Here is a 22,984-nt window from a genome sequence, read left to right on the forward strand (position 1 = left end):
GTCAGCGCTTGCGCAAGACCCGCCACACCAGCCAGGCCCAGCGCAGCCCGCGCCATAGCTGGCCGCGTTTCTTCTGCCCCGCCGCCGCAAAGAAGGCCGCACCGCTACCGGCTGCCGCCAGCACGACGGGATCGGACAGCCAGTCGCGCACCGTCAGCACACGGTTGACGAGCCCATCGGCGCGCTGACCGAGGTCGTCCACATCACGCTGCGCCTGGCCACGCAGCAGCTCGGAGGCCAGCAGCAGATTGGCCTTGCGCTCGGCGCGCAGCAGCGGGTCGTGGGGGATGCGGGGGATCACGGCCGGCGGCGCAGTGCGTCTGCGTCCTCGCGCAGTTCGGCAAGGCTGGACTGGAACAGCGACGCCGGCTGCGCCACCAGGCCCTTCACCTTGAGCACCGCAAAGACGCCTGCCGCGATCAGTACGACGGTGCTCCCGCCCAAGGCCAGCAGCCGGTAGCTGTCCCATAACGCCACGGTGACGAGCACCAGCAGCATCAGCAGGCCGAAACCCGCCAGCAACGCCGCCAGCACGGACCACACCAGCAGGCCGGCGATGCGGTCCTTCTCTTCCTGGACCTCGATGGCCAGCAGTTCGAGCCGGATACGGCTGAGCGTCAGCAGCGAGGTGCCAAGCCGCCGCAGCGGCCCGGAGACGGGTTCTTTCGAATCGCTCAAGGTGGACTTCAGCGGCGGCCAATCAGCACACCGAGAGCCAGCCCAACGGCGGCGGCCGCACCAATGGCCTGCCAGGGGTTGGCGCGCACATAGTCGTCGGTGGCAGCGGCGGCGTCCTTGGCGCGCTGCACGGCCTCGTGCTGAGCGTCGAGCAGCTTCTCCTTGGTGCCGTCCAGCCGTTCACGGATGCGGGCGCGCAAGGCCTTGGCCTCGCCCGAAGCGTCCTTGCCCGTGGAGGTGATGAGCGCGTCGATGTCATCCATCACCGCGCGGAAATCCGCTGCCAGTTTTTCCTTTGCCTGGGTTGTGTCGGTCATGGCCGGCTCCTCGGTCGTGGGTTGGACAAGCGGCCAGCCTAACGCCATTGCACGGGTGTCCGGCCTTACCCCTGCGCTGAACCTAGGGAATCGACGGCCTGCCGCAGCCGCGCCGCATAGGCCGCGCGCAGCGCCACTGGCGCCACCACCTCCACCTGGCCAGCGTGGCGCAGCAGGTCCATCAGCAGCTCGGTGTCGTCCACGTAGGGCAGCTGCAGGCGCCAGCGGCCATCGGGCAGGAACTCGCTCTTCTGCGCCGGGTGCCATTCCTCGCGCGACACCCAGGCGGCGGCCTCGGGGCTGAACAGCAGCTCGGCCTCGCGCGGCGTGCCGCCGGCAAAGATGCCGTAGCCGCGGTCCAGCTCGGCCTCCAGCTCACTCAGGGCCAGGGCTTGCGCCTCGGCGTCCAGCAGCGTCGCGGCCTCGATGCCGTCCAGCGCGAAGCGGCGCAGGCCCTGGCTCTGGTGGCAGAAGGCGTCCAGATACCAGGCATGGCGGTGGTGCACCAGGCGCTGCGGTGACACCTCGCGCTCGCTGACCTCGCCGGCCCCGGTCTTCTTGCGGTAGCGGATGGCGAGGCGCTTGCGCTTGACGACGGCGCTGCCGACGGTCTCGAAGCTGTCGCTGGCAATGCGCCGCCTGGCCGTGCCAATGAGCCTGACGCGCCGACGCAGCTCCTGCGCCTCGCCCTGGTCCACGCCCAGCATGCCGGTGATCTTGTCGAACATGGGCTGCAGGTGGCGGCCGACCACGCCCTGCTCGTCCAACCCCGCCAGCATCTGCTGCATGGTCAAGAGCGCATGCAGCTCCGCCTCGTTGAACCACACGCCCGGCAGCTCATGCTTGCCACCGCGCCACTGCTGGCCGAAGCGGTAGCCGTTGGCGCCGGCGTCGTACTCGATGGGCGCGTCCATGCGCTCGCGCAGATAGGCCAGGTCACGCTTGAGCGTCGCCGGGGACACCTCCAACGCCTCGATCAGCTCGGCAAACGACACGCAGCCTTGGGAGCGGATCAGGTGCTCGATCTTGTAGAAGCGCTCGGTGCGGTCCATGGGTCGAATTCCTGAAAATATTTACAGTGGTTTTCCAGCTGGATCATCCCATGAGCTAGCTGGCTCACAGACTGCTTGCAAGGCCCGCGACTTATCGGCGGCCTCTCAACCCAGGAGTTCGCCATGCAAGCCGTCACCACTGCCCAGATCCATGCCCACCCCGCCCTTGTGCAGTTCGCGCTGGACATGGACGACAGCCCCTCGCCCGTCAGCGCCCACGAGCGCATCGGTCTGGCCCTGGGCCGCGACTACGCGCTGCACGGCATCACGCCGCCCATCGCCCACCTCTACCCGCAGTCGCCGCTGCAACGCGGCTGGATGGCCGCCCGGGGCCGCACGGTGCGCACGCCGGCCAGCCCGCAGGTCGAGCTCTGGCTGGCCCTGCGCACCCATGCCTGGGCCCGTGGCCGCAGCTTCGAGGACATCCAGCTGACGCCTCATCACCTGGCCCAGCTCGACACCAGCCACTGCCCCATCACCCGCGAGCTGCTGGGTGACGACAACCGCAGCATCGATCGCGTCCGCGACAACGCCGGCTACGCGGCCGGCAATCTCGCCGTCATGAGCCACCGTGCCAACCAGGCCAAGGGCAGCCGTGGCCACCAAGGCCTGGTCGACATGGCCGCCAGCTGCGCTGCCGGCCCCATCACCCGCATCGGCGGCCTGGCCGAGGCCGACTGGCAGCGCCTGGCCGTGCTGGCCAGCTTCGTCACGCCGCTGAGCCACGAGGAAGCCGCCAACATCCCGCTGCGCGTGCTGCCGCCGAACCGCCTGCGCCTCTTCAACCCCATCCAGGCGCTGCAGGCCCTGGTGACCCGCCAACTTGCCACGCCGGGTTGGAGCGCCCGCCTGAGCCGGCTGGAAGCCCTGCTGCCGACCGACCAGCTCCGCACCGACTTCAATCGATTCCTGCTGGCCCTGGCCCCGCGTGTGCTGGCGGCCACCGAGCTGCAGGAGCCGCAGCAGATCCGCTGGGCGCTCGAAGACGCCTGGGGCCTGCCGCTGGTGCAGAAGCGCTGGACGCGCTTCGCGCTGCAGCTGACGCCCGAGCAGGCCGAGAACCTGGTCGAACGCGCGGCGGCCAAGAAGCTCTGCCCGGTCCACGTTCAACGCCACGACGACGCCACCGACGGCTGGGCGCTGGCCACGGGTGGTTACGCCGCCTGAACTGCACCCCGCGCCTGCGGGGTCTGTCATGAGGCCTTCATTGCCGAGCTGGACATTGCGCCGGTCTGCCTTTGGAGCCCCCATGAACAAGCCTCTCGCCCTGCTCGCCGCCGCCGCTGCGGCCATCGCCTCGCACAGCGCCGTTGCCCTCGGCACCGGCGACCTCGTCTTCACGGCCTTCAATGCCGACGAAGACGGCTTCGCGATGGTGGCCTTCGCCGACATCGCCCCCAATACCACCGTCTACTTCGGCGACAACGAGTGGAACGGCAGCAACGCCTTCAACACCGGCGAGAGCTACAGCCGCTGGGTCAGCGGCAACGCCACCATCGCCGCCGGCACTGTCATCCGCTTCAGCGCGGTCGACCTCACCACCCTGTCCGCCTCTGCCGGCACGCTGTCGCGCCAGACGGTCGCCAGCAGCTCCAACTGGGGCATCTCCAACAGCAACGAAGTGCTGTACGCCTACCTCGGCAGCAGCGCCACGGCGCCGACGACCTTCCTGAGCGCCATCACCAACGGCAGCTTCACTGCTGACGGCAGCATTGCCGGCACCGGCCTGACCGAGGGCCTGAACGCCATTCGCCTGAACAAGAACGCCACGAGCACGACGCCCGACTTCGGCCAGTACAACGGCGCCCGCATCGGTCAGGCCAGCTTCGCCGGCTACAAGGCGCTGGTCGGCAATGTCGACAACTGGACTGTCGACACGACCAATGGCACCTACACCAGCACCGTGCCCAACACGATGGCCTTCAGCGTCACGGCCGTGCCTGAACCCGAGAGCTATGCACTGATGTTGACCGGCCTGCTGGCCGTTGGCGCAGCGGCGCGTCGCCGTCGAGGTTAAGCCCCTCGTCCAAGGAATACCTTGGCCGATCCCCCGAGGGGACGGTGATGCTTGCGGCGTTGAGCCGCAAGCACATCACCCTGGCGGGCCGGCTTGGGAGCGGCCCTGCGCTCGGCCCGAAATGCGCTGTACCTCGGCGCCCTTCGGGGCGCTTTGTCGTTCAGACCAGCGAGCGGTGCAGGCGGATCTCTTCGATGCGTGCGCCGCCGACTTCCGTCGTGCGGGCGCTGCCCAGCTCGCGCTTGAAGCCGGCCAGCTCAAAAAAGCGCAGCGCGCGTTCGTTGCGCAGGTAGCACCACAGCGTCGCCTTGGTGCAGCCTTCTTCCTGAAGGCCGTCGCGCGTGGCATCCCACAGCGCCAGGCCAACTCCCTTGTCCCAGTGGACCGGGTCGGCAAACAAGGCCCAGACCTCGCCGACCGTGGCAGGCGTGCCCTTGTCGCGCGAACGGTCGAAGCCGGCGAAGCCCATGACCTTGTTGTCCAGATGGGCGACGACAACCTGCGGCTCGCAGAGGTCGATGGCTTCACGCCAGAAGGCCTGGCGCTTCTGCACCGACATCGAATCCAACGCGGCCGCCGGCAGCAAGGCCTTGTAGGCATCCTGGCTGGAGGCGACGTGGATCTCGGCGATGGCCTTGGCATCGCGCAGGGTGGCGGGGCGAACCTGGATCACGGACATGGAACTTTTGGGCAATAGCACGGGGACGAAAGGGCGAGATTGTCTTTGCCCAAAGCCACGAGCAGGGGCCTTGACAGAATTTATTCCTGCATTCAAGCAGTCATTCTTTGCACGGATTCCAGCGACTTCACATGCTCGACCAGACCGCGTCTCAGCCAGCGCAGCGGCGTGCGCTGCAACTGGGCCAGCAGCGCATGGTCGACCTCGGCATCCCCCAGGTCCAGCGCGAAGCGGCCGGCGATCTCGGCCCGCACCTTCAGCAGCAGCTCAGCCGTCACGCGTGCATCGGCCATGGCGCGGTGGGCGCGGCCGCTGAAGCGCAGGTCATGGAATCGCACCAGCGAGCCCAGCGAATGGCTCTTAGCCTCGGGCCACAGCCGGCGTGACAGCAGCACGGTGCAGGCGAACTCATGCGCCGGGTCGGGGTCGATGCAGGCGCGCGCCATCTCGGCCTGCCAGAAGCCCCGGTCGAAGGATGCGTTATGCGCCACCAGCGGGCAGCCCTCGGTGAAGCGGGCCAGATCGCGCATGACTTCGGTCGAGTCCGGCGCGCCGGCCAGCATCTCGTTGCTGATGCCGGTCAAGGCCTGGATGTAGGGCGGCACCCAGGCGCCGCTGTTCATCAGGCTGCTCCAGCTGTCCACCACCGTGCCGCCGCGCACGAGTACGGCCGCGATCTCGGTGGCCCGCCCGCCGCTGGTGGGCCCGAGGCCGGTGGTCTCGAAGTCGATGACGGCGATGGTTTCCATCAAGACGCTTTTCTCAAGACTGCTTGGGTAGGTGCTTGACCGGGTGCTTGACGGCGTTCATCGCCAGCTTGCGCTCCACAGCGGCGTCCAGATCCACACCACCGTGGTCGGCAATCTGCACGAGGTAGAGCAGCACGTCCGACAGCTCCTCGCCGAGATGGCGGCGCTGGTCTTCGGTGAGATTCAGGGATTGCTCGGGCGTCAGCCACTGGAAGATTTCCAGCAGCTCGGCGGCTTCGACCGTCATGGCCATCGCCAGGTTCTTGGGGGTCTGGTAGGGCTGCCAGTCGCGCTCGTCGGCGAAGTGGCGCAGCCGCTGCTGGAGGGTCTGAAAGTCCATGCCAAAGTGTCCGATGTATTTCTAAATGGTCTTGAAGATTTCAAGGTAGTGGTCGTAGTAGAGGGCGGCCTGCGCTGTGGACAAGCGCAAAAAATCGTTTTGCAACAAGCGCTTGGCTAACCCACAAGCCTGTGCACCAGGCCCGGTACGGCGGCGTTCGCGTTTGGGTACAACTTGGCCGATCGACCTCGGCCTGTGGATATCCCATCGGTTGTCCCATATCCATCCACAGACTTGCCCGGCTCTGCCAAGACTTGCTTAGAGGCTGCAACCTAAAGTGGTCTGCGGACCCTTCCAGAGCCCGTCCGCGTTGTTTCTTTACTCACCATCAGGGGAAAAACGAACGACCGTTCTAAAAAGCTGCGGCTAGAGTGGCTCTCCCCGAATTTCGTGCGACTGCCCCCGAGCTGTCGCCTAGGAGACAACATGAAACCCTTCCTCACCCGGATCGCTGCGGCCTCGGCCGCGCTGTTGGGCGGCCTGCTTGTGGCGGGCTGCGGCGGCGGCGGTGCGACCGCAGACACGACGCCCAAGGTTTCCATCACCTCGGTCAAGGTCTTCGGTGACAGCCTGCAGGACAGCGGCACCTTCGGCTACAAGTTCACCGTCCAGGCCGCCAGCAACCCCATCTACGTCGAGCGCATCGCGGCCAACTACGGCCAGACGCTGTGCAACTTCTTCACCTTCACCGGCACCACCTTCGCGGTGAACACGGCCAAGACCGGCTGCACCAACTTCGCCATCGGCGGCGGGCGCATCACCTACACCGGAGCCGGTGGCGCGGCCAACCCGCTGAACGTGGGCACGCAGATGGCCACCTATGCCGCAGCAGGCAGCTTCACGGCCACCGACCTGGTCATCATCGACGGCGGCGGCAATGACTCGGCCGACCTCGTCGGCGCCTACCTGAACATTCCCAAGGACGCTGCTACGGCGTTCAAGGGCCTGCTCGGCACGCTGCTGACGCCGACCCAGATCGGCACCGCGCTGGCCGGCGGCGCCTCGACGACCGCCGCGATCGGTGGCACCTACATGACGGCGCTGGCCGACAAGTTCTCTGGCCAGATCAAGGCCAGCGTGCTGGACAAGGGTGCCACCCGCGTCGTCGTGCTGAACATCCCCGACATCACCTTCACGCCGCGCTTCCAGATGGTGCTGGACAGCATCGCTGCAGCCAGCGGCGGCGGCACGGCAGGCGCTGCGGCGCGCGCCCAGTCGCAGGCGCTGTTCCAGGGCTGGATCTCGGCCTTCAACGCCCAGCTCGCCGCCAAGCTGGCCGGCAACGACGGCGTCATCCTCATCGACTTCTACAAGGCCTTCCAGGACCAGGTCGCCACGCCGGCCCAATTCGCGCTGACCAACGTGAGCACACCTGCCTGCCCCATCACGGGCGTGGGCGGCGATGGCCTGCCGACCTACACCTTCCAGACCTGCACGGACACTGCCCTGTCTGCCAAGGCCGGCACGACCAGCGCCGATTGGTGGAAGAGTTATGCCTTCTCCGACAGCTTCCATCCCACGCTCTACGGCCACCAGCTGACGCAACAGCTCATCGCCAAGTCGCTGGCCATCAAGGGCTGGCTCTAAGCCGCGGCCCCTCTTCGGAGACAACCCATGAAAACCAAGCTCCTCCTCGGTGCCACGTCCGCATTGGCCACCCTGCTTGCCGCCGGCAGCGCTTCGGCGCAATCGGCCGGCAGCTTCATCGTCTACGGCGGCGCGGCCCAGATCAGCCCGCAAGTCGAAAGCGGCGACCTCACCGCGCCCAGCCTGGCCGGTACCAAGGTCGACGTGAAGAAGGCCAGCTCCTTCGTCGGCGGCATCACCTACTTCTGGACCGACAACATCAGCATCGACTTCCCCGTCGCGCTGCCCTTCAAGCATGACGTCGTCGGCGCGGGCGCCATCGAGGGCACCGGCAAGCTCGGCACGGTCAAGTCGCTGCCGATGACGCTGCTGGCCCAGTACCGCTTCGGGGACGCCAACAGCGCCTTCCGCCCCTTCGTCGGCGCGGGCCCCACCTACGGCTACTTCTTCAAGCCCAGGGCCACGGCCACGCTGTCCGGCATCACCGGCGGCTCGCCCGCCAACCCGACCACGCTGTCCATGAAGAGCCGCCTGGGCGCGACGCTGGAACTGGGTGCTGCCTACAACGTCACCAAGGACTGGTCTGCCAGCCTGTCGGTCACCAAGACCTTCATCAAGACGACGGGCAGCCTGTCGACGGGCCAGACCATCGAGACGACGCTGGACCCGGTGTCCATCAAGTTCGGCGTGGGCTACCGGTTCTGAACCGCGTTCGGACGCACGCTTGAAAGAGGGAGCCCACGGGCTCCCTTTTGCTTTTTTGGCATGCAAGCTGCTTCGAGCCTGGGCAAGGAGCGCCCGTCCATGATTCGATACCTCGCAAACCTGGCCAAGGGCAAGATGGTGCTGTGGTGCTATCTGATCTGGTACTGCGCGACGGTGGCCTTCCACTTCGACCCGTCGTGGCGCCTCTGGCTGAATTCGGCGGGCATCAGCGTCGTCATCGGCATTGCGCTGATGCTTAGCGTGGCGCAGGGGCCGGCGCGCAGGCCGGACGGCTGGCAGACCTTCCGGCTGTTCGCGATGCCCTTCTGCGTGTCGAGCTTTTCCTCGTTGATCAAGGGCCAGGGCTTCTTCCTCTTCCTGCCCCCGCGCGCGGTCGAACTGGCGGCGGCGCTGCTGGGCTGTGCCGGCTTCCTGGCACTGGTCTGGCTCGTCAAATGGCGTTGCCGCTGTCAGGTTGCGCCGGGGTCGTGCGACTCAGCGGTATGAAGCTGCTGTCCCTGTTGCTAGCGCTGGCCATGCCCGCCGTCTCATTTGCCCAGACCTGCCCCGCCGCCACCGTGCAGAGCGGTGCCGCCGTGGCGCGCGTCGTCGAGCTCTATACGTCGGAGGGCTGCTCCTCCTGCCCGCCGGCCGACCACTGGCTGAGTTCGCTCAAGGGCCAGCCCGGTGTCATCACGGCGGCTTTCCATGTGGACTACTGGAACGGCCTGGGCTGGCCGGACCGCTTCTCCAGCCCGGCCCTCACCGAGCGGCAGCAGCAGGGCGTGGGCGTCAACGGCGCGCGCCAGGCCTACACGCCGCAGATCGTCGTCAACGGGCGGGACTGGCGCGGTGCCCGCCTGCTGCCGCCCTCGGCCGAGCCCGCCCGCGTGAAGCTGGGTTGGGCACGCCTGGCCAGCGGTGAGTTGCGTCTCAGCGCCGAGGCGCTGGCCGGCGCGCCGGAGCGCATCCAGCTCTGGTGGGTGCGCGTGGAAGATGGCCACCAAAGCCGCGTGCGCGCCGGCGAGAACCGCGGCGAGACGTTGAACCACGACAGCGTCGTGCGCGAGTACGCTCGGCTGCCGGCCTGGGATGGCCGGGCGCGCGGGGAGTGGACCGTGCCTGTCAGCGCGGGAGAGGCAGGGCATGCCAGCCGCTGGATTGCGGTGGCGAGCGATGCGCGCAATGGGACGGTGCTGCAGGCGGTGGAAATCGGCTGCTGATCTCCTTTTCTCCGACACGCGACGGCGCGGCGGAGGTTCAGACTGGTGGCCGCCACTGCATTTGCACCGCCATGCATTCACGCCATCTGATGCCGCTGCTGACCATTGCCACCGCCCTGTCCGCCTGCAGCAGGACCGAACCGCCTCCCGCGGCGCCGCCCGTACAGGCAGCACCGGCGATGGCGGCCGCGTCCACCTCCGAAGACGCCGGGCCCTGGGTCGGCCGCTGGCAGGGGCCTGAAGGCACATTCCTGGACATTGCTGGCGGGCCTGGCACCTATCGCGTCACCGTGCAGAACCTCGACGGCCCGCGCAGCTTCGACGCCAAGGCAGGCAGTGCCACGCTGACATTCGTGCGGGACGGCGTCATCGAAACCGTCCGGCCGGGCAATGGCGTCGACACCGGCATGAAGTGGCTGGCTGACAAGCGCGACTGCCTGATCGTGAAAGCGGGCGAGGGCTATTGCCGGAGCTGAACCGCCGCTGAGGCACTTGGTGCCTCCATGGCAGAGCACGAGGCTGCCGGGCGTTCATATTCCCCCGCAGATCTGCGGCAGCAGCGAAGGCGTCGCGGCACACTCCGGCTTCCTTTTCCCTGGAGTGAGCGATGTTCAAGAAGCTGGCCTCCGAGGCGCTGGGCCTCAGCGACATCGGCGTCATCGTGCCCGCTGCCGACTTTGGCAAGGTCGATGCCGACGACTACCTGTTCAGCGAGGACGGCGAGAAGATCTTCTTCCTCACCAAGTCCAAGAAAGACGAGTACTGCTTCACCAACCTCGCGCTGGTGCATGTCGACGGCGACTCGGCGGCCTCGTCCAAGCGCGTCATCAAGCGCTACGAAAGTTAGCCTTCATGTCGGACCAACAAATCACCGCCGCGCTTTTGCGTGAGATTCAATCGCGAGTTGATCGCGCGACTGCGGGACCATGGAAGTCCTTTGTTGAAGGGCGCGATCACACATCTGGCTCGAGTTTCATTCGAACCGGTGGCGATGACATTGAACTGAGCGGCGCCACAGACGAAGACCAAGACTTCATTGCTAGTTCTCGGCAAGACATCCCGCTTCTTTTGGCGGAGATCTATCGCTTGCGGGAGGCTGTGAAATGAGCGTTGCTCTGGGCACCGGCCTCTGTTTGAGCTGGCTCTCTGCCAGCGCCGTGCCAGTGGCGCCGGACCTGAGGGCTAACTTTTCGCTCGAGCCGACTCGCGTCGGAAAGCCGCCGCTCGCGGCGCAGCTTCAACGTTAAGCAGACAAGGAGAGACCATGACTGGCGAAGTTGAGAAACGTGCAAAGCTGGCGCTTGACGCAATCCGGAAAGCGTATGGAACAGAGGTGGGCGAGTTCAGCACCACCATGTTCGTCGAGCATCATCTAGAGGAACTTCCTCAGGACTATTGGCAAGAGCGCACAGGCACTGCCTCACCGGCCCCGGCTGCGGTACTCGCGCTACTTGAGCTCAAGTCCAACTGGGGCGAGAGTGACATCGAGAACTTTGACTTTTCACTCCCTGGCGACGTAACAGACTATGTTCTATCCGCCCGCTTTGACGGCGCCGGAGAGATCGATGAAATCTCAATGGAGAGTTGATCGTGCGTCTGCCTAACAATTCATTCAAGCCGAACCCGCTTCGCGGCTCGGCTTAAATCAGGCGCTACGCAATCCCCACCACCTTGTGCATCTGCACCGACAACCGCCACTGCGGATGCGCCATGCAGTAGGCCACCGCCGCCTTGGTGTGTTCGCGTTGCAGCACCGAGTCCATGGGCTGCAGGAAGAAGTTCTGGAAGTCCAGGCCGGCAAACCGCTCGGGCTGGGCCAGCGGCTGCGGGTAGACCAGCTTCAGCTCGTGGCCTGAGGTCAGCACCAGCGGCGCGTCGGCCTTGGGGCTGACACAGATCCAGTCCAGCCCCGGGGGCGCGGGTTGCGTGCCGTTGGTCTCCACGGCGATCTCGAAGCCGCGAGCGTGCAGGGCGTCGATCAGGGGCGTGTCCAACTGCAGAAGCGGCTCGCCGCCGGTACAGACGACGTAGGGGCGACCGCCGCCCGGCCAGGCCGCGGCAATCGCATCCGCCAGCGCATCGGCGGTCGCGAACTTGCCGCCGCCCTCGCCGTCCGTGCCGACGAAATCGGTGTCGCAGAAGGTGCAGACCGCCGCCGCGCGGTCCTGCTCGCGGCCGGTCCAGAGGTTGCAGCCGGCAAAGCGGCAGAACACCGCCGCGCGCCCGGCCTGGGCGCCTTCGCCCTGGAGTGTGTAGAACAGCTCTTTGACTGAATACGTCATACGGGAATCAATTCTTCGGAGTCAGCGCGGCTGACGATGGCGCCGGAGCCGCGCGTCTCATAAAGGTCCACGCGGTCGATCTGCGGCAGCGCGCCGCCGCCTTCGCGCAGCACCCACGCTGCAATCGAGGCCACGTCGCCATCGGGCAGGCCGGCAATCTCGTACAGCGGGTGATGGTCCAGCCGCTTGAAGATCGGGTTGAACAGCGCCTTCACATCGCCAAAGTCCACCGTCCAGCCCATCACCTGGTCCAGCGGCGCGGCCAGGTGCAACCGCAGCGTGAAGGTGTGGCCGTGCGTGCCGGCCAGCGGGTGGCCGCCGGGCGCGTGGCGCAGCCTGACGGCGCTGTCCAGCGTCATTTCCTTCCAGATGCGATAGCTCTGGCCGTTGAAGTTGGCACCGCTCGATCCCGTCTCGTAGACCGTCACCCAGCTCAGCTCCGGCAGCGCGGGCTTGAGGCGCTCCCACAGCCAGGCCGAGACGTTCTCGCTGGTCGGATTGGCGAGACCGGCGATGTCGTTCAGGCAGCGGTAGTTCAGTGCGAAGTGAAGCGGCGCCCAGACCTCGTCGAGGTGGTCGTAGTCGATGGACAGGTCGCGCTCGCCCAGGTCGGCGTTGGCATGCATGATGACTTCGAAGCCATGGCCGTGCATGCGGCCGCACTGGTGGCCCGCCGGCACATTGGGCAGCTGGTGGGCGGCCTGGAAGCGGTAGCGGCGCCAGACGTGGGCGTGGCCGGCGCCGTCCAGGTCCACACCGCTGTGCGCGGTGCTCTGCACGCCCACCTGGGCGATGCCGGGCACGTCGGCGCTCAGGCGGCTGCGCACCCAGCGGGCGAGGTTCTCGTCGGTGGGCTCGGCGAGGTGGTCGTTCAGCAGCGCGTGGTCCAGCGGCGCGACGGCCTCGGCCATGCGGGCACGCAAGGCTTCGACCTCGCCACCCGGGAAAGCCGCCCAGCCACCGGGCAGCGCCGTGCGCACGGTGGCGAAATAGCTGTGCCCATGCAGGCCATGGCTGCGATGCGAGGCGGGCAGGGCGGGAATGCGGCAGGCCGACTCGAAGCCGGCCGAGGCACAGTGCAGGACTGAAACTGACATGCCCCGATTGTCGCGCTGGCCTTTCGCCCGGTGCTTGACTTGAAGTGGGCTTGAGCTTTTAGCCTCCATTCCCATGATCCTTTCCGACGTGCCTTCCGACGCTTTCCAGAGCCTCTTCGCCCCCGGCCGCCGCGCCGCCTGCGTGGGTGCCATTGCGCTGATCTCCATGCTGGCCTTCGAGTCCATTGCCGTCGCCACCGCCATGCCGGCCGTGGCCGAGGCGCTGGACGGCCTGCCGCTGTACGCGCTGGCCTTCGGCGCGACGCTGGCCACCTCGGTCATCGGCATGACCGCCGCCGGCCAGCTGTGCGACAAGCGCGGGCCTTACAGCGCCTCGCTGGTCGGGCTCGCGGCCTTCCTGCTCGGCTTGCTGCTGGCGGGCTTCGCGCCGTCCATGACCGTGCTGGTGATCGGCCGCGCCTTGCAGGGCCTGGGCAGCGGCGTGCTGGGCGTGGCGCTGTACGTGGGCGTTGGCAAGGTCGTGCCGGCGCCGCTGCATCCCAAGCTGTTTGCGATGTTCGCGGGTGCCTGGGTGTTGCCGGGGCTGGTCGGGCCGGCGCTGGCGTCGGGCCTGGTGCATCTGCTGGGCTGGCGCTCGGTGTTCCTGGCCGTGGCGGCGGCCGTGCCGGTGGCGGCGGCGGCGATGCTGCCGGCGCTCAAGCGTGCGGGCGGCGGCACCGGCGAGGCCTTGCGCTGGGGCGCGATGCGCTGGGCGCTGCTGGCCAGCGGCGGCGCGCTGATGCTGCATGGCGCCAGCCAGCAAAGCGGTGCCGGCGCGGGCCTGCTGTTCGCGGCCGGCCTGGTCGCTGCGTTGATGGCGGCGCTGCGCCTGTTGCCGGCCGGCACGCTGGTGGCAGCGCGCGGCCTGCCCAGCGTCATCCTGCTGCGCGGCTTCATCGCTGCGGCCTTCGCCAGTGCCGAGGCCTTCCTGCCGCTGCTGTTGACGCAGCGCTTCGGCTGGAGCCTGACGCAGGCAGGCATCGCGCTCAGCGCCGGCGCTGTGACCTGGAGCATCGGCAGCGCCGTGCAGGCGCGCGTGACCAACGATGCCGCCCGGCGCCGGCTGCTGCCCACGGGCTTTGCGGCGGCGGCGGGCGGCATCGCCGTCGTCATGGCGCCGGTCGCCTTCGCCGCGCTGCCGCACTGGCTGGCGCTGGCCGGCTGGGTGGGCGTGGGGCTGGGCATCGGGTTGTCGTTCCCGATGCTGTCGGTGCTGCTGCTCAAGCTGTCGCCGCCCTCCAGCCAAGGCAGCAACACGTCGGCGCTGCAACTCAGCGACGCCCTCGTCAGCAGCGCCGCGCTGGCCGGCGCGGGCCTGCTGTTCAACCCCGTCACGCGCCAGGTACTGCCGGTGCTGTTGATGGCCTTCGCGCTGGCCGCCCTGGCCGCGGTGGTCAGCCCGCGGGCCTTGCAGCGGGCGAGCTGAAAGCGCTTTCCCGTGGTGGCACACTGCGGCCACTTCGATGGGAGGGCGCATGGGTTTCGTGACGACGCGCACGCTGGCGCGGGACTACGACGTCATCGTCGTCGGCTCGGGCGCCGGCGGCGGCCAGGCGGCCTACACGCTGGCGCTGGAAGGCGTGAAGGTGCTGATGCTGGAAGCCGGCCGCCATTACGACTTCCGCACCGAGACGCCGATGTTCCAGACCAGCGCCGACGCCCCGCTGCGCGGCGCCAGCACGCCGGACAAGCCCTTCGGCTTCTATGACGCGACGGTGGACGGCGGCTGGCAGGTGCCGGGCGAGCCCTACACGCAGGCCTCCACGGACCCGGCCGAACGCTTCGATTGGTGGCGCGCGCGCATGCTGGGCGGGCGCACCAATCACTGGGGCCGCATCTCGCTGCGCAACGGCCCCTACGACTTCAAGCCCTACAGCCGCGATGGCCTGGGCTTCGACTGGCCCATCGGCTACGACGACCTCGCGCCCTATTACGACAAGGTCGAGATGCTGATTGGCATCTACGGCAGCAACGAGGGCCTGGAGAACACGCCCGACTCGCCCGCCGGCTGCCTGCTGCCGCCGCCGGCCATGCGCGTCGGCGAGCGCCTCATCAAGCAGCATGCGGCCAGGCTCGGCATCCCGGTCGTGCCCATCCACCGCGCGGTGCTGACGAAGAAGCTGGACGACGCCCGCATACCCGCCCTGCTGCACCCCGGCAACCCGCGCGCTCAAGGCCTGGTGGCCCGGGCCATGCGCGAGCGCGCCGCCTGCTTCTGGGCCACGCCCTGCGTGCGCGGCTGCTCCATCGGCGCCACCTACCAGAGCCCCGCCGTGCACCTGCCGCCGGCGCTCGCCAGCGGCAAGCTGGATGTGCTGTGCGACGCCATGGTCTACGAGGTGACGACGGCGAACGGCAAGGCCCGCGGCGTGCGCTTCGTCGACCGCACGACCGGCAAGCACATCGAGGTCAAAGCGCGCGCCGTCGTGCTCGCGGCCAGCGCCTGCGAGTCGGTGCGCATCCTGCTGAACTCCCAACCCGGCGGCCTGGCCAACAGCAGCGGCAAGGTCGGCCGCTACATCATGGACACCGTCGGCAGCGACCTGGTCGGCCAGGTGCCCCACCTGGAAGGCTTGCCGCCGCACAACGAGGACGGCGCCGGTGGCGGCCATGCCTATGTGCCCTGGTGGCTCTACTCCAGCCAAGGCCGCGACTGGCAGAGCAAGGGGCTGGGCTTCCCCCGGGGCTATCACATCGAGATCAGCACCGGCAAGCGCATGCCCACCTCGGGCACCGGCGCGGGCCTGGAGTGGCTCACGCAGGGCAGCTATGGCGCGCGCTTCAAGCAGGACGTGCGGCGGCTCTACGGCTCCTTCGTCTACCTGTCAGGCCGTGGCGAAATGATCCCCAACGAGCAGTCCTTCTGCGAGCTGGACCCGCAGGTCAAGGACCGCTTCGGCATCCCCGTGCTGCGTTTTCACTGGCAGTGGGCCGCGCACGAGACGCGCCAGGCCGCGCACATGCAGAAGACCTTCGCCGACCTCGTCACCGCCATGGGCGGCCGCGTGAACGGCGGCCCCGAGCTGGACGGCGCCAAGGCCATCGCGCCGGGCGGTTCCATCATCCACGAGGTGGGCGGCACGATCATGGGCGCGGACGCGAAGACCTCGGTCACCAACGGCTGGGGCCAGACCTGGGACGTGCCCAACCTCTTCCTGACCGACGGCGCGCCCTTCGCGTCCAACGCCGACAAGAACCCCACGCTGACCATCATGGCCCTGGCCTGGCGCACGGCAGACCACATCGTCGAGCGCCTGCGCCGAAAGGAACTCTGAGCATGGACCGCCGCGAAACACTGCAATGGATGCTGGCTGCCAGCGCCGCGCTGGGCGTGGAGCGGTCGGCCGGCGCCACGCCCGCCACGCGAAAAGTGAAGGGCTATGGCACCGACCCCAAGCTGACAAGGAGCTACCGCAGCGGCGCGCTGTGGCCGCTGACCTTCACGCCCGCGCAGCGCCGCTGCGCACAGGCGCTGTGCGGCTTCATCATCCCGGCCGACGCGCAGTCGCCCAGCGCGGCCCAGCTCCAGGTGCACCTGTTCATCGACGAGTGGATCAGCGCGCCCTACCCGGCCCAGAGCAAGGACAAAGCGCTCATCGTCACCGGCCTGGCCTGGCTGGACGCCGAGAGCGGCCGCCGCTTCGCCGGCCAGCGCTTCGACCAGCTCGGCGCCGCCCAGCAGGCACAGATCGCCGACGACATCTGCTGGGTCGACAAGGCGGCGCAGGCTTTTGCCGAGGCCGCGCTCTTCTTCGCGCGCTTTCGCGACCTGACCGCCGGCGGCTTCTATACGACGCCCGAGGGCAGCCAGGACCTCGGCTTCGTCGGCAATGTGCCGTCCGTCACCTTCGACGGACCACCTATTCACGTCCTCAAGATCGTTGGAGTTTCCTGATGCGCACAGCTTTCGTCCTCACGGCACTTGCCCTGGCCACCGCCGCCCACGCCGCCGACATGAACGCCCTCACCGGTGAAGAGAAAGCGACCGGCTGGCAACTGCTGTTCGACGGCAAGACGCTGGACGGCTGGCGCGCCAGCGACGCGCCTGGCAGCTTCAGCGTGAAGGACGGCGCCATCGTCGTGCGCGGCCCGCGCTCGCACCTGTTCTACGTCGGCCCCGTGCAGCAGCACGAGTTCAGGAACTTCGAGTTCAAGGCCGACGTGATGACCTTCGCCAAGGCCAACTCCGGCGTCTACTTCCACACCCGGTGGCAGGAGGTCGGTTGGCCCAATCTGGGCTACGAGGTGCAGGTGAACAACTCGCACAGCGACCTCAGCCGCACCGGCGGCCTGTGGGGCGTGCAGGATTTCCCGAAGGTCATCGCCGCCGACGGCACGTGGTTCACGCTGACCGTGCGCGTGGAAGGCAAGCACGTCACCACCTTCGTCGGCACCGAGAAGACGGCCGACTACGTGGAGGAATCGCCCATCGTGCGCAAGAAGGGCCTGGAGCAGCGCTTCCTTGCCAGCGGCACTTTTGCGTTGCAGGGGCACGACCCCGAGAGCGAGGTGCATTTCAGGAGCATCAAGGTCAGGGTCTTGCCCTGAGCGGGCGCGCTGGCGGCTCAAGCGAGCTTGCCGGCTCCGTGCTCGACCGGCAGGCCGGCTGAGGCCCAACCCTGAATGCCGGGCTTCAGATTGACCGCCTGGGCCAGGCCGGCCGCGTTCAGCAGGTGCGTACCCTTGGGGCCGATGGTGCGGCCATCGCCGCAATAGACCAGGATGGGCAGATCCCGCACGGCCAGCAGCGCGGCGGGGATGGCACTTTCCAGCTTGGACAAGGGTGCCAGCAAGGCGCCCGGGATGTGCCGCGCCTCGTAGGCCGCGCGTTCGCGCACGTCGACGACCCAGGCGCCCGCGGCCATCAGCGCCCTGGCTTCCTCGATGAGGACCTCCTCGACGTTGAATGCCGGCGCGCCGTCATGACCATCGGGCTTGGCGAACAGGTAGAGCGCTCCGGCGGCGATGGGTGCCCACATCAGCATTCGACGCATGGGATCGCCAGGAGTGACCGAGGAACGCATGCAACTCTCCCTGGAAGCCGGGGCCAAGCGTAGCAGCAGCCTGGGTGCGACCTAACGGAGTCAGCAAGCGTCAGCGGCGCTCACGCTGCATGAGCCGCCTGCGCGCCCACGGCAACACCGCCAGCCCCGCCAGCATCAACGCGTAGCTGGACGGCTCCGGCACCGGGGCGGTCATGAAACGGCCCGAGGCCGAGGTGTAGTGGACGCTTTCGGGCAAGTCCCAGCTGAAGCGCCCTGTGTGCGAGTAGTCGGCCACGGCGCCGCCTTCGGCGAAGGTCGTCAGCGATGCGTAGATGTAGAGCTTCAGCGACTCGCCTTGCCCGGGGAGCTGGAAGGTGTTGGTGATCTCGCGCGACTGGTTCTTGACGTCCAGGTAGGTCGCCGTGCGCCACCCTTCGGGGTTGGTGCCGATATAGAAGTAGCTGTAGGCCGAAGCGCCGCTCCACCACTTGCCGCGCGTCGTCGTGCCGTTGACGGACCAGTGCCAGGGGATCGCGATGCCCTCGATGTCCGCGCCGCCCTCCAGCGTGATCGTGTCGTGGTACCAGACCTCGGCGCTGGTGCCCCAGTTGCAGGACACCATGTCCGGCCGGCAGCCCTTGGGCAGCGTCGGGTTGTTGCTGGACCAGGCATAGGCGTGCAGCGAGCCGTCGATGAGCGACGCGCTGCCCACCGCCTTCACGTTCACATTGGCATAGCTGTTGGTGGCGGCGGCCTGGCCGAGGCCGCCCGTCGTCGAGCCGCCGGCCGACGCAAAGACGCCGGTGGTGCCGAAGGGTTGGCGCGCGGCCAGCGCGGTCAGCGAGGTGGAGGCCAGCAGCAGGGAGATCAGGAGCGGTTTCATGTCGGTGTGTGGATTGGGTTTCGAACGGGCCGCAGTGTGTTTTTGCGGCCTGCTGTCACACATCGCCCGTGAAGAGCCATGGCCCCGGTCCGCGCGCATGGCTCTTCGCGGGCGATGCGCCGCCGGCCCCTGCGGCCGACGATGCCGGCCATCCCACCTGCAACGCTCGACGGCCATGACCTCCTCTCACCCTCGCACCACACTGCTCACCTTGCTGGTCGCGCTGGCCGGCTTTTGCCTGCTGGCCGACCGCGCCCAGGCGCAAGCGCAGCAACGCCGCCTCGTGCTCGACATTGAGCTGCAGCGCCAGGGCCCCGTGCAGGCAGGCGCCGACCGAGGCGAGCAGAAGCTCAGCCAGCGCTGGCAGCTCAGCGCCCTGCTGCAAAGCGACGGCGCGCCCATCCCCTACAACCCGCTGGACCCGGAGGACCACCGCCGCCAGCTGCAGGCCGCGCAATCTGCCCAATCCCAGGCCCAGCGCATGGCCACCGCAGCGACTATGGCGCCCATGCCCGATGTGGCTGCCATGCAGGCCAAGGCCCAGGCCTTGATGGCCCGCTGCGGCCAGGACAGCGCCTGCCTGATGCGCGAGGCCTCGGCCCTCACGGCGGCCACGATGCCCGCCTCGACCCAGGGCCGCCTGCAGGCCTACGGCAACGCCGCTGCCGCCTGCGAACGCCAGCCCGCCGGCAAGCCCCGCGAAGCCTGCCAGGCGAACGCCCGCCGCCAGGCCGGCGGCGGTGTCGACGCGCCAGAGGTCAGCGGCCCCGCCACGCCCTATCTGCTCTTCACCGGCGCGATGGCCTGCGGCCTGCAGTTGACGGCCAGGCTGGACGACCATGTGCAGGGCCGCTTCAACGACGTGCAAGGCGTCGTCAGCTACACCGAGACCGCCCAGGGCAGCGAGACCCGCCGCGACGACCTGCCCTGCCCCACGCTGCAGGCCGTGCTCGACACCCGCAACGGCCGCGTCTGGACGGCGCTGAGCCTGGTGCCGCAGGACGTGCAGGGGGTGCAGACGCGCGAGGAAACCAACCGCCGCGCCCAGCGCCACGAGGGCCGCATCGGTCTGCGCTGGATGGAGGCCCAGGCCTGGCTGCAGCAGCGACTGGTGCAGCTCAGCTCAGAGGGCCAGGATCAGGCTCGCCTGCCGGCGGGAGCCGGTGGTCAGGCCGAGATCAAGATGAAGTGGAGCTTTCGGCCTGCCTGAGCGGCGGCGTCACGCGCCCGGCGCCCTCGTGTCCGTCACCCGCCGCCCACGCCGCGAGGCAGCGGCGCGCAGATGCACCAGCGACTCCACGCGCTTGAGCAGGTCACGGTCGTTCCAGGGCTTCTTGAAGATGCCGTAGACGCCTTCGATCTGGCCCACGCGGCCGTGCAGCTCGTCGTGGCCGGTGATGGCGATGACGGGCAGGTCCTCGGTGGCCAGGCTGCCGTGCACGTCGGCGATCAGCTCGAAGCCGTCCTTGTTGGGCATCTCGAGGTCGGTGATGAGGACGGCGATCTCGGGCTGGGCTTCCAGCGCGGCCGTGGCCTCGTTGCCGTCATTGACCTGGAGCACGACGAAACCGGCGCCTTCCAGCAGGCGCTTGAGCTTGGTGCGCACGACCGCCGAGTCGTCGGCGATGAGCACGGTGGCCGGGCCCTCGGGAACGACCGGCGCCGGGGCGGCCGGCGGCAGCATGGGCGTGGGCGCCGTGACGAAGGCGCTGGACATGGTCGGCCCGGTGCCGGGAAAGCCCGGGATGGGCGGCAGCACGACGGGCGGCTGGGCCGCGCGGGGCCGGCGGCCCTGGGGCGGCAGCGGCGGCGGCGTGTACTCGCGCGGCGGGCGGTAGTCGTCACGCTTGAAGGCGGCAATGAGCACGATGATGGCCAGCGGTATCGCGATCAATACCGGCATCAGATAGGCGCCCAGCAACTCCTGCAACTCGTGAAACATCGACTCCATCCCTGGGGTGTGTGAGCGGGGAGCCTATCACCCGCCACCGGTGCCCACCACCGAGGAAAGCCGGCGTTCTGCCGGAATTGCGCGTTTTTAATCCGTGCCGAGCGCCGGGCCGCCCCAAGCCGGCACGCGGGCGATGTGCGGGCGGCTCAATGCCGCACGCATCGCCGTCCCCACGGGGGACCGACCGGGCTTGCCCGCGTTCAGCGCGGCAAGACCGGGCGAGGGGCTCAGTTGGTTATGCAGCTGCGCCCCGTGACGAGGCAGCGCGCATAGCCCGGGTCGTTCTTCAGCAGGAACATCGCGCGGGCGACGACCGCCTGGTCGGCCTGATCGGCAAACACGCCGTCCACGCCCAGCTCGTAGAAGGCCAGGTACTCGTTGACCGCGCTGCCCTTGTAGTCGCTGGCCAGGCGCTTCTGCTCGCTGCGGAAGGTGTAGGGGTGCACCATCAGGCCCAGCTTGTGCGCGTTGGCGACGATGTCGGTGGCGGGCAGCAGCTTGCGGTCGCGCTCGTCGACCAGGCCGTCGCCGGTCACATCGGCGCAGCCACCGCCGGCGGCCACCGTCCTGCAGGCGCTGGGCAGCAGGTAGACCTTCCAGGGGCCGACGCCGTCGGCATAGGTGCGCACCTCGGCCAGGCCGGCGGGTGTCAGCAAGTCCTTGAACAGGCCGGCGCGGCCGGACACCACCCAGTCATACGGCTTGTCATAGGGCTTGTTGAAGGCCAGGCTGCCGTCGGCGTTGATGTCGTCGGCGTCCACCAGCTGTACCAGGCGCAGGCTGGACTTGCTGCGCAGGTATTTCAGGTTGGCCGTCTCGAAGGACTGCACGATGACCGGCGCGCCCCGGTGGTTCCAGCCGGCGCGGGTCAGCACATGCAGCAGGCGGTCTTCCAGCGCCAGGCCGAGTTGCTGGTGGTAGGTCGGGTGCTTGGTTTCGGGGTAGATGCCGATGCGACGGCCTTCCTCGGCCGACTTGCGCTTCACGAAGGCGATGACCTCCTCCAGCGTCGGGATCTCGAACTGGCCGTTGAACGACGGGTCGCGGTCGGCCAGCGGCTGGATGGCGCGCAGCGTCTTGATCTCGGCCAGCGTGAAGTCGCTGGCGAAGAAACCCACCTCGGGCACGCCGTCGACGACCGCCGTGCGCTTGCGCGACGCGAACTGCGGCAGCGAGGCGACGTTGGTCGTCGCGATCAGATTGGGCTCGTGGCGGGCGATCAGGTGCCCGTCCTTGGTGGCGACGAGGTCGGGCTCGACATAGTCGGCGCCCATGGCGATGCCCAGCGCGTAGTTCTCCAGCGTGTGGTCGGGCAGGTAGCCGGTGGCACCACCGCGGTGGCCGATGACCAGCGGCGCGTTCTCGGCGCGGGCGCGCGAGTGGTCGTGGGCCAGCGAGGGCTTGGTGATGGCCAGCGAGGCCACGGCGAGCAGGCAGACGCCGGCCCAGCGAAGGGGTTTGGACATGCGATGACTCCAGTCAGTCGAATGCCGCAGGCTAGGCAGGGGCGGTGACAGCGCCGTGACCCAACGGCTGCGGGCACCCCCTAACTTGCTGTCAGAACGTCAAGATGAAGCAGGCGCCGCCGCCCGGCCGCTTGGCGTGGCGCACGGTGCCGCCCAGGCCGTGCACCAGCTGGCGCACAACGGCCAGGCCCACGCCGCTGCCGCCTTCGCGCGTGGTGAAGAAGGGCGTGAAAATGCGTTGCTCCAGCCCCGTCGCGACGCCCGGGCCGTTGTCGGCCACGGTCAGCCGCAGGCGCGCGCCACGGCTCAGGCGGGCGTCGATGCTGAGCCTTGGCGCGGGCCGGCCGGCGCAGGCCTGCAGCGCGTTCTGCGCCAGGTTGATCAGCACCTGTTCCAGCTGGGCCGCGTCGGTGCGCAGGGCCAGGCTCTCGGGCTCGACCGTCACGTCCACGCCACCGCCCGCAGTGGCCCAGGCCGGTGCCAGCAGGCGCTGCACCGCATGCAGCAGGGAGCTGAGCGGCACGTCGGCCAGCGTCGGCGCGGGCGGCTGGCTGACGCTGCGATAGCGCTCCACAAAGCCCTGCAGATGCGCCGCCCGTCGCGCCAGCGCCGCCAGCGCCGCCTGCAGCTCCTCGTGCTCGCCCGCCTCCAGCAGCGCCGGGGCGCTGGCGGCCAGCGACGCGATGGGCGTCAGCGAATTCATGATCTCGTGCGTCAGCACCTGCACCAGCTGGCGCCAGGCGACGAGCGTCTCGGTCTCCAGCTCCGACTCGATGGGCGCCAGCGCCGCCAGCCTCCAGGCCTGGCCTTGCACCGTCAGCGCGGACACGGCCAGCACCGCGCGCTCCTGGCCGTGCTCGGTGGGCAGCGTGACGACGCGGCGGCCCGGTTCGGCGTCCAGCAGCGCGAGCAGGGCCGCGGGTTCGACGGCGCGGCCGGGCGCGATCAGGCGGCGGGCGGCGGCGTTCAGCGC

Annotated in this window: 29 protein-coding genes; 15 read left to right on the forward strand and 14 right to left on the reverse strand. The window is 68.6% G+C overall.

Going from position 1 to position 22,984, the window contains the following annotated elements:
• Position 1: 1 nt before the first annotated feature.
• From ACXRVZ_RS15640 to ACXRVZ_RS15655, 4 genes are all read right to left on the reverse strand, one after another.
• Positions 2-301 carry a hypothetical protein gene (locus ACXRVZ_RS15640; protein ID WP_457417700.1) on the reverse strand — a complete coding sequence of 100 codons (300 nt, stop codon included), beginning with the start codon at positions 299-301 and terminating at the stop codon, positions 2-4.
• Positions 298-678: a phage holin family protein gene (locus tag ACXRVZ_RS15645; protein WP_457417698.1), complete on the reverse strand. Its 381-nt coding sequence runs from the start codon at positions 676-678 to the stop codon at positions 298-300. Before ACXRVZ_RS15645 ends, ACXRVZ_RS15640 begins: the two co-directional genes overlap by 4 nt.
• Positions 679-686: 8 nt before the next feature.
• Entirely contained in the window at positions 687-995 is a 309-nt protein-coding gene (locus ACXRVZ_RS15650) for a DUF883 family protein (protein ID WP_457417696.1), read from the reverse strand.
• 65 nt (positions 996-1,060) lie between these two features.
• Positions 1,061-2,047 (reverse strand): helix-turn-helix transcriptional regulator, encoded by a 987-nt coding sequence (locus tag ACXRVZ_RS15655; RefSeq protein WP_457417694.1) that lies wholly within the window; start codon positions 2,045-2,047, stop codon positions 1,061-1,063.
• A gap of 123 nt (positions 2,048-2,170) precedes the next feature.
• Here ACXRVZ_RS15655 and ACXRVZ_RS15660 point away from each other — a divergent pair, with 123 nt between their 5' ends.
• Together ACXRVZ_RS15660 and ACXRVZ_RS15665 are read left to right on the forward strand one after the other, a co-directional pair.
• The gene (locus tag ACXRVZ_RS15660) at positions 2,171-3,214 is read left to right on the forward strand and encodes a hypothetical protein (RefSeq protein ID WP_457417692.1); all 1,044 of its coding nucleotides are present in this window, start codon (positions 2,171-2,173) and stop codon (positions 3,212-3,214) included.
• A gap of 82 nt (positions 3,215-3,296) precedes the next feature.
• Complete coding sequence (locus tag ACXRVZ_RS15665; RefSeq protein ID WP_457417690.1) at positions 3,297-4,064, forward strand: PEP-CTERM sorting domain-containing protein; 768 nt, start codon at positions 3,297-3,299, stop codon at positions 4,062-4,064.
• Between the two features lie 160 nt (positions 4,065-4,224).
• On the opposite strand, the gene ACXRVZ_RS15670 is transcribed toward ACXRVZ_RS15665, so the two are convergent.
• The 3 genes from ACXRVZ_RS15670 to ACXRVZ_RS15680 all read right to left on the reverse strand — a co-directional run bounded on the left by ACXRVZ_RS15670 (position 4,225) and on the right by ACXRVZ_RS15680 (position 5,832).
• Positions 4,225-4,743, reverse strand: a complete 519-nt coding sequence (locus ACXRVZ_RS15670; protein ID WP_457417688.1) for an N-acetyltransferase family protein — start codon at positions 4,741-4,743, stop codon at positions 4,225-4,227.
• A 92-nt stretch (positions 4,744-4,835) separates the two neighbouring features.
• Complete coding sequence (locus ACXRVZ_RS15675) at positions 4,836-5,492, reverse strand: 3'-5' exonuclease (protein WP_457417686.1); 657 nt, start codon at positions 5,490-5,492, stop codon at positions 4,836-4,838.
• 13 nt (positions 5,493-5,505) lie between these two features.
• Positions 5,506-5,832, reverse strand: coding sequence for a nucleotide pyrophosphohydrolase (locus tag ACXRVZ_RS15680; RefSeq protein WP_457417684.1), 327 nt, complete (start codon positions 5,830-5,832; stop codon positions 5,506-5,508).
• A gap of 426 nt (positions 5,833-6,258) precedes the next feature.
• On the opposite strand from ACXRVZ_RS15680, the gene ACXRVZ_RS15685 reads away from it, so the two are divergent.
• The 8 genes from ACXRVZ_RS15685 to ACXRVZ_RS15720 all read left to right on the forward strand — a co-directional run bounded on the left by ACXRVZ_RS15685 (position 6,259) and on the right by ACXRVZ_RS15720 (position 10,935).
• Positions 6,259-7,419, forward strand: coding sequence for an SGNH/GDSL hydrolase family protein (locus ACXRVZ_RS15685; RefSeq protein WP_457417682.1), 1,161 nt, complete (start codon positions 6,259-6,261; stop codon positions 7,417-7,419).
• Between the two features lie 27 nt (positions 7,420-7,446).
• Entirely contained in the window at positions 7,447-8,124 is a 678-nt protein-coding gene (locus ACXRVZ_RS15690; RefSeq protein ID WP_457417680.1) for an OmpW/AlkL family protein, read from the forward strand.
• Between the two features lie 99 nt (positions 8,125-8,223).
• Positions 8,224-8,631, forward strand: coding sequence for a hypothetical protein (locus ACXRVZ_RS15695; protein WP_457417678.1), 408 nt, complete (start codon positions 8,224-8,226; stop codon positions 8,629-8,631).
• Complete coding sequence (locus tag ACXRVZ_RS15700) at positions 8,628-9,347, forward strand: DUF1223 domain-containing protein (RefSeq protein WP_457417676.1); 720 nt, start codon at positions 8,628-8,630, stop codon at positions 9,345-9,347. The genes ACXRVZ_RS15695 and ACXRVZ_RS15700 overlap by 4 nt, the downstream gene beginning before the upstream one ends.
• Before the next feature lie 89 nt (positions 9,348-9,436).
• The gene (locus ACXRVZ_RS15705; protein WP_457417674.1) at positions 9,437-9,823 is read left to right on the forward strand and encodes a hypothetical protein; all 387 of its coding nucleotides are present in this window, start codon (positions 9,437-9,439) and stop codon (positions 9,821-9,823) included.
• 131 nt (positions 9,824-9,954) lie between these two features.
• Positions 9,955-10,194: a PH domain-containing protein gene (locus ACXRVZ_RS15710; protein ID WP_457417672.1), complete on the forward strand. Its 240-nt coding sequence runs from the start codon at positions 9,955-9,957 to the stop codon at positions 10,192-10,194.
• Between the two features lie 5 nt (positions 10,195-10,199).
• Positions 10,200-10,454: a hypothetical protein gene (locus tag ACXRVZ_RS15715; protein ID WP_457417670.1), complete on the forward strand. Its 255-nt coding sequence runs from the start codon at positions 10,200-10,202 to the stop codon at positions 10,452-10,454.
• A 157-nt stretch (positions 10,455-10,611) separates the two neighbouring features.
• Positions 10,612-10,935 (forward strand): DUF2004 domain-containing protein, encoded by a 324-nt coding sequence (locus ACXRVZ_RS15720; RefSeq protein WP_457417668.1) that lies wholly within the window; start codon positions 10,612-10,614, stop codon positions 10,933-10,935.
• A gap of 64 nt (positions 10,936-10,999) precedes the next feature.
• Here ACXRVZ_RS15720 and queE read toward each other — a convergent pair whose 3' ends face one another.
• Both queE and ACXRVZ_RS15730 read right to left on the reverse strand, forming a co-directional pair.
• Positions 11,000-11,629, reverse strand: coding sequence for a 7-carboxy-7-deazaguanine synthase (queE, locus tag ACXRVZ_RS15725; RefSeq protein ID WP_457417666.1), 630 nt, complete (start codon positions 11,627-11,629; stop codon positions 11,000-11,002).
• Complete coding sequence (locus ACXRVZ_RS15730) at positions 11,626-12,726, reverse strand: 6-pyruvoyl trahydropterin synthase family protein (RefSeq protein WP_457417664.1); 1,101 nt, start codon at positions 12,724-12,726, stop codon at positions 11,626-11,628. The genes queE and ACXRVZ_RS15730 overlap by 4 nt, the downstream gene beginning before the upstream one ends.
• Positions 12,727-12,799: 73 nt before the next feature.
• On the opposite strand from ACXRVZ_RS15730, the gene ACXRVZ_RS15735 reads away from it, so the two are divergent.
• Genes ACXRVZ_RS15735 through ACXRVZ_RS15750 form a run of 4 tightly spaced genes read left to right on the forward strand, consistent with a single transcriptional unit; the run spans position 12,800 to position 17,274 of the window.
• Positions 12,800-14,152, forward strand: a complete 1,353-nt coding sequence (locus ACXRVZ_RS15735) for an MFS transporter (protein WP_457417662.1) — start codon at positions 12,800-12,802, stop codon at positions 14,150-14,152.
• 49 nt (positions 14,153-14,201) lie between these two features.
• Positions 14,202-16,001: a GMC oxidoreductase gene (locus ACXRVZ_RS15740; RefSeq protein WP_457417660.1), complete on the forward strand. Its 1,800-nt coding sequence runs from the start codon at positions 14,202-14,204 to the stop codon at positions 15,999-16,001.
• Positions 16,002-16,003: 2 nt separating this feature from the next.
• Complete coding sequence (locus ACXRVZ_RS15745) at positions 16,004-16,621, forward strand: gluconate 2-dehydrogenase subunit 3 family protein (protein ID WP_457417658.1); 618 nt, start codon at positions 16,004-16,006, stop codon at positions 16,619-16,621.
• Entirely contained in the window at positions 16,621-17,274 is a 654-nt protein-coding gene (locus tag ACXRVZ_RS15750) for a 3-keto-disaccharide hydrolase (RefSeq protein WP_457417656.1), read from the forward strand. The genes ACXRVZ_RS15745 and ACXRVZ_RS15750 overlap by 1 nt, the downstream gene beginning before the upstream one ends.
• A gap of 17 nt (positions 17,275-17,291) precedes the next feature.
• On the opposite strand, the gene ACXRVZ_RS15755 is transcribed toward ACXRVZ_RS15750, so the two are convergent.
• Together ACXRVZ_RS15755 and ACXRVZ_RS15760 are read right to left on the reverse strand one after the other, a co-directional pair.
• Entirely contained in the window at positions 17,292-17,750 is a 459-nt protein-coding gene (locus ACXRVZ_RS15755; RefSeq protein WP_457417654.1) for a rhodanese-like domain-containing protein, read from the reverse strand.
• Between the two features lie 70 nt (positions 17,751-17,820).
• Entirely contained in the window at positions 17,821-18,594 is a 774-nt protein-coding gene (locus ACXRVZ_RS15760) for a PEP-CTERM sorting domain-containing protein (RefSeq protein WP_457417652.1), read from the reverse strand.
• Between the two features lie 175 nt (positions 18,595-18,769).
• Between ACXRVZ_RS15760 and ACXRVZ_RS15765 the strand changes: the two genes are divergently transcribed.
• Positions 18,770-19,804 carry a hypothetical protein gene (locus tag ACXRVZ_RS15765; RefSeq protein ID WP_457417650.1) on the forward strand — a complete coding sequence of 345 codons (1,035 nt, stop codon included), beginning with the start codon at positions 18,770-18,772 and terminating at the stop codon, positions 19,802-19,804.
• Between the two features lie 9 nt (positions 19,805-19,813).
• Here ACXRVZ_RS15765 and ACXRVZ_RS15770 read toward each other — a convergent pair whose 3' ends face one another.
• The 3 genes from ACXRVZ_RS15770 to ACXRVZ_RS15780 all read right to left on the reverse strand — a co-directional run.
• A complete protein-coding gene (locus tag ACXRVZ_RS15770) occupies positions 19,814-20,536 on the reverse strand; it encodes a response regulator (RefSeq protein WP_458232554.1) in 723 nt (240 codons plus the stop codon).
• A 236-nt stretch (positions 20,537-20,772) separates the two neighbouring features.
• On the reverse strand, positions 20,773-22,011 hold the full coding sequence (locus ACXRVZ_RS15775) for a glycerophosphodiester phosphodiesterase (RefSeq protein ID WP_457417646.1): 1,239 nt from the start codon (positions 22,009-22,011) through the stop codon (positions 20,773-20,775).
• 91 nt (positions 22,012-22,102) lie between these two features.
• On the reverse strand, positions 22,103-22,984 hold an 882-nt coding region (locus ACXRVZ_RS15780), incomplete at its 5' end, for a sensor histidine kinase (RefSeq protein ID WP_458232555.1).

The sequence above is a fragment of the Roseateles sp. P5_E8 genome, assembly GCF_054177665.1.

Coding starts and splice junctions, on each gene's coding strand:
- ACXRVZ_RS15735 (WP_457417662.1), top strand. CDS start 12,800: ATGATCCTTTCCGACGTGCCTTCCGACGCTTTCCAGAGCCTCTTCGCC.
- ACXRVZ_RS15760 (WP_457417652.1), bottom strand. CDS start 18,594: ATGAAACCGCTCCTGATCTCCCTGCTGCTGGCCTCCACCTCGCTGACC.
- ACXRVZ_RS15740 (WP_457417660.1), top strand. CDS start 14,202: ATGGGTTTCGTGACGACGCGCACGCTGGCGCGGGACTACGACGTCATC.
- ACXRVZ_RS15745 (WP_457417658.1), top strand. CDS start 16,004: ATGGACCGCCGCGAAACACTGCAATGGATGCTGGCTGCCAGCGCCGCG.
- ACXRVZ_RS15750 (WP_457417656.1), top strand. CDS start 16,621: ATGCGCACAGCTTTCGTCCTCACGGCACTTGCCCTGGCCACCGCCGCC.
- ACXRVZ_RS15695 (WP_457417678.1), top strand. CDS start 8,224: ATGATTCGATACCTCGCAAACCTGGCCAAGGGCAAGATGGTGCTGTGG.
- ACXRVZ_RS15675 (WP_457417686.1), bottom strand. CDS start 5,492: ATGGAAACCATCGCCGTCATCGACTTCGAGACCACCGGCCTCGGGCCC.
- ACXRVZ_RS15680 (WP_457417684.1), bottom strand. CDS start 5,832: ATGGACTTTCAGACCCTCCAGCAGCGGCTGCGCCACTTCGCCGACGAG.
- ACXRVZ_RS15665 (WP_457417690.1), top strand. CDS start 3,297: ATGAACAAGCCTCTCGCCCTGCTCGCCGCCGCCGCTGCGGCCATCGCC.
- ACXRVZ_RS15730 (WP_457417664.1), bottom strand. CDS start 12,726: ATGTCAGTTTCAGTCCTGCACTGTGCCTCGGCCGGCTTCGAGTCGGCC.
- ACXRVZ_RS15660 (WP_457417692.1), top strand. CDS start 2,171: ATGCAAGCCGTCACCACTGCCCAGATCCATGCCCACCCCGCCCTTGTG.
- ACXRVZ_RS15650 (WP_457417696.1), bottom strand. CDS start 995: ATGACCGACACAACCCAGGCAAAGGAAAAACTGGCAGCGGATTTCCGC.
- ACXRVZ_RS15715 (WP_457417670.1), top strand. CDS start 10,200: ATGTCGGACCAACAAATCACCGCCGCGCTTTTGCGTGAGATTCAATCG.
- ACXRVZ_RS15705 (WP_457417674.1), top strand. CDS start 9,437: ATGCCGCTGCTGACCATTGCCACCGCCCTGTCCGCCTGCAGCAGGACC.
- ACXRVZ_RS15690 (WP_457417680.1), top strand. CDS start 7,447: ATGAAAACCAAGCTCCTCCTCGGTGCCACGTCCGCATTGGCCACCCTG.
- queE (WP_457417666.1), bottom strand. CDS start 11,629: ATGACGTATTCAGTCAAAGAGCTGTTCTACACACTCCAGGGCGAAGGC.
- ACXRVZ_RS15720 (WP_457417668.1), top strand. CDS start 10,612: ATGACTGGCGAAGTTGAGAAACGTGCAAAGCTGGCGCTTGACGCAATC.
- ACXRVZ_RS15765 (WP_457417650.1), top strand. CDS start 18,770: ATGACCTCCTCTCACCCTCGCACCACACTGCTCACCTTGCTGGTCGCG.
- ACXRVZ_RS15700 (WP_457417676.1), top strand. CDS start 8,628: ATGAAGCTGCTGTCCCTGTTGCTAGCGCTGGCCATGCCCGCCGTCTCA.
- ACXRVZ_RS15775 (WP_457417646.1), bottom strand. CDS start 22,011: ATGTCCAAACCCCTTCGCTGGGCCGGCGTCTGCCTGCTCGCCGTGGCC.
- ACXRVZ_RS15755 (WP_457417654.1), bottom strand. CDS start 17,750: ATGCGTTCCTCGGTCACTCCTGGCGATCCCATGCGTCGAATGCTGATG.
- ACXRVZ_RS15685 (WP_457417682.1), top strand. CDS start 6,259: ATGAAACCCTTCCTCACCCGGATCGCTGCGGCCTCGGCCGCGCTGTTG.
- ACXRVZ_RS15670 (WP_457417688.1), bottom strand. CDS start 4,743: ATGTCCGTGATCCAGGTTCGCCCCGCCACCCTGCGCGATGCCAAGGCC.
- ACXRVZ_RS15655 (WP_457417694.1), bottom strand. CDS start 2,047: ATGGACCGCACCGAGCGCTTCTACAAGATCGAGCACCTGATCCGCTCC.
- ACXRVZ_RS15710 (WP_457417672.1), top strand. CDS start 9,955: ATGTTCAAGAAGCTGGCCTCCGAGGCGCTGGGCCTCAGCGACATCGGC.
- ACXRVZ_RS15770 (WP_458232554.1), bottom strand. CDS start 20,536: ATGTTTCACGAGTTGCAGGAGTTGCTGGGCGCCTATCTGATGCCGGTA.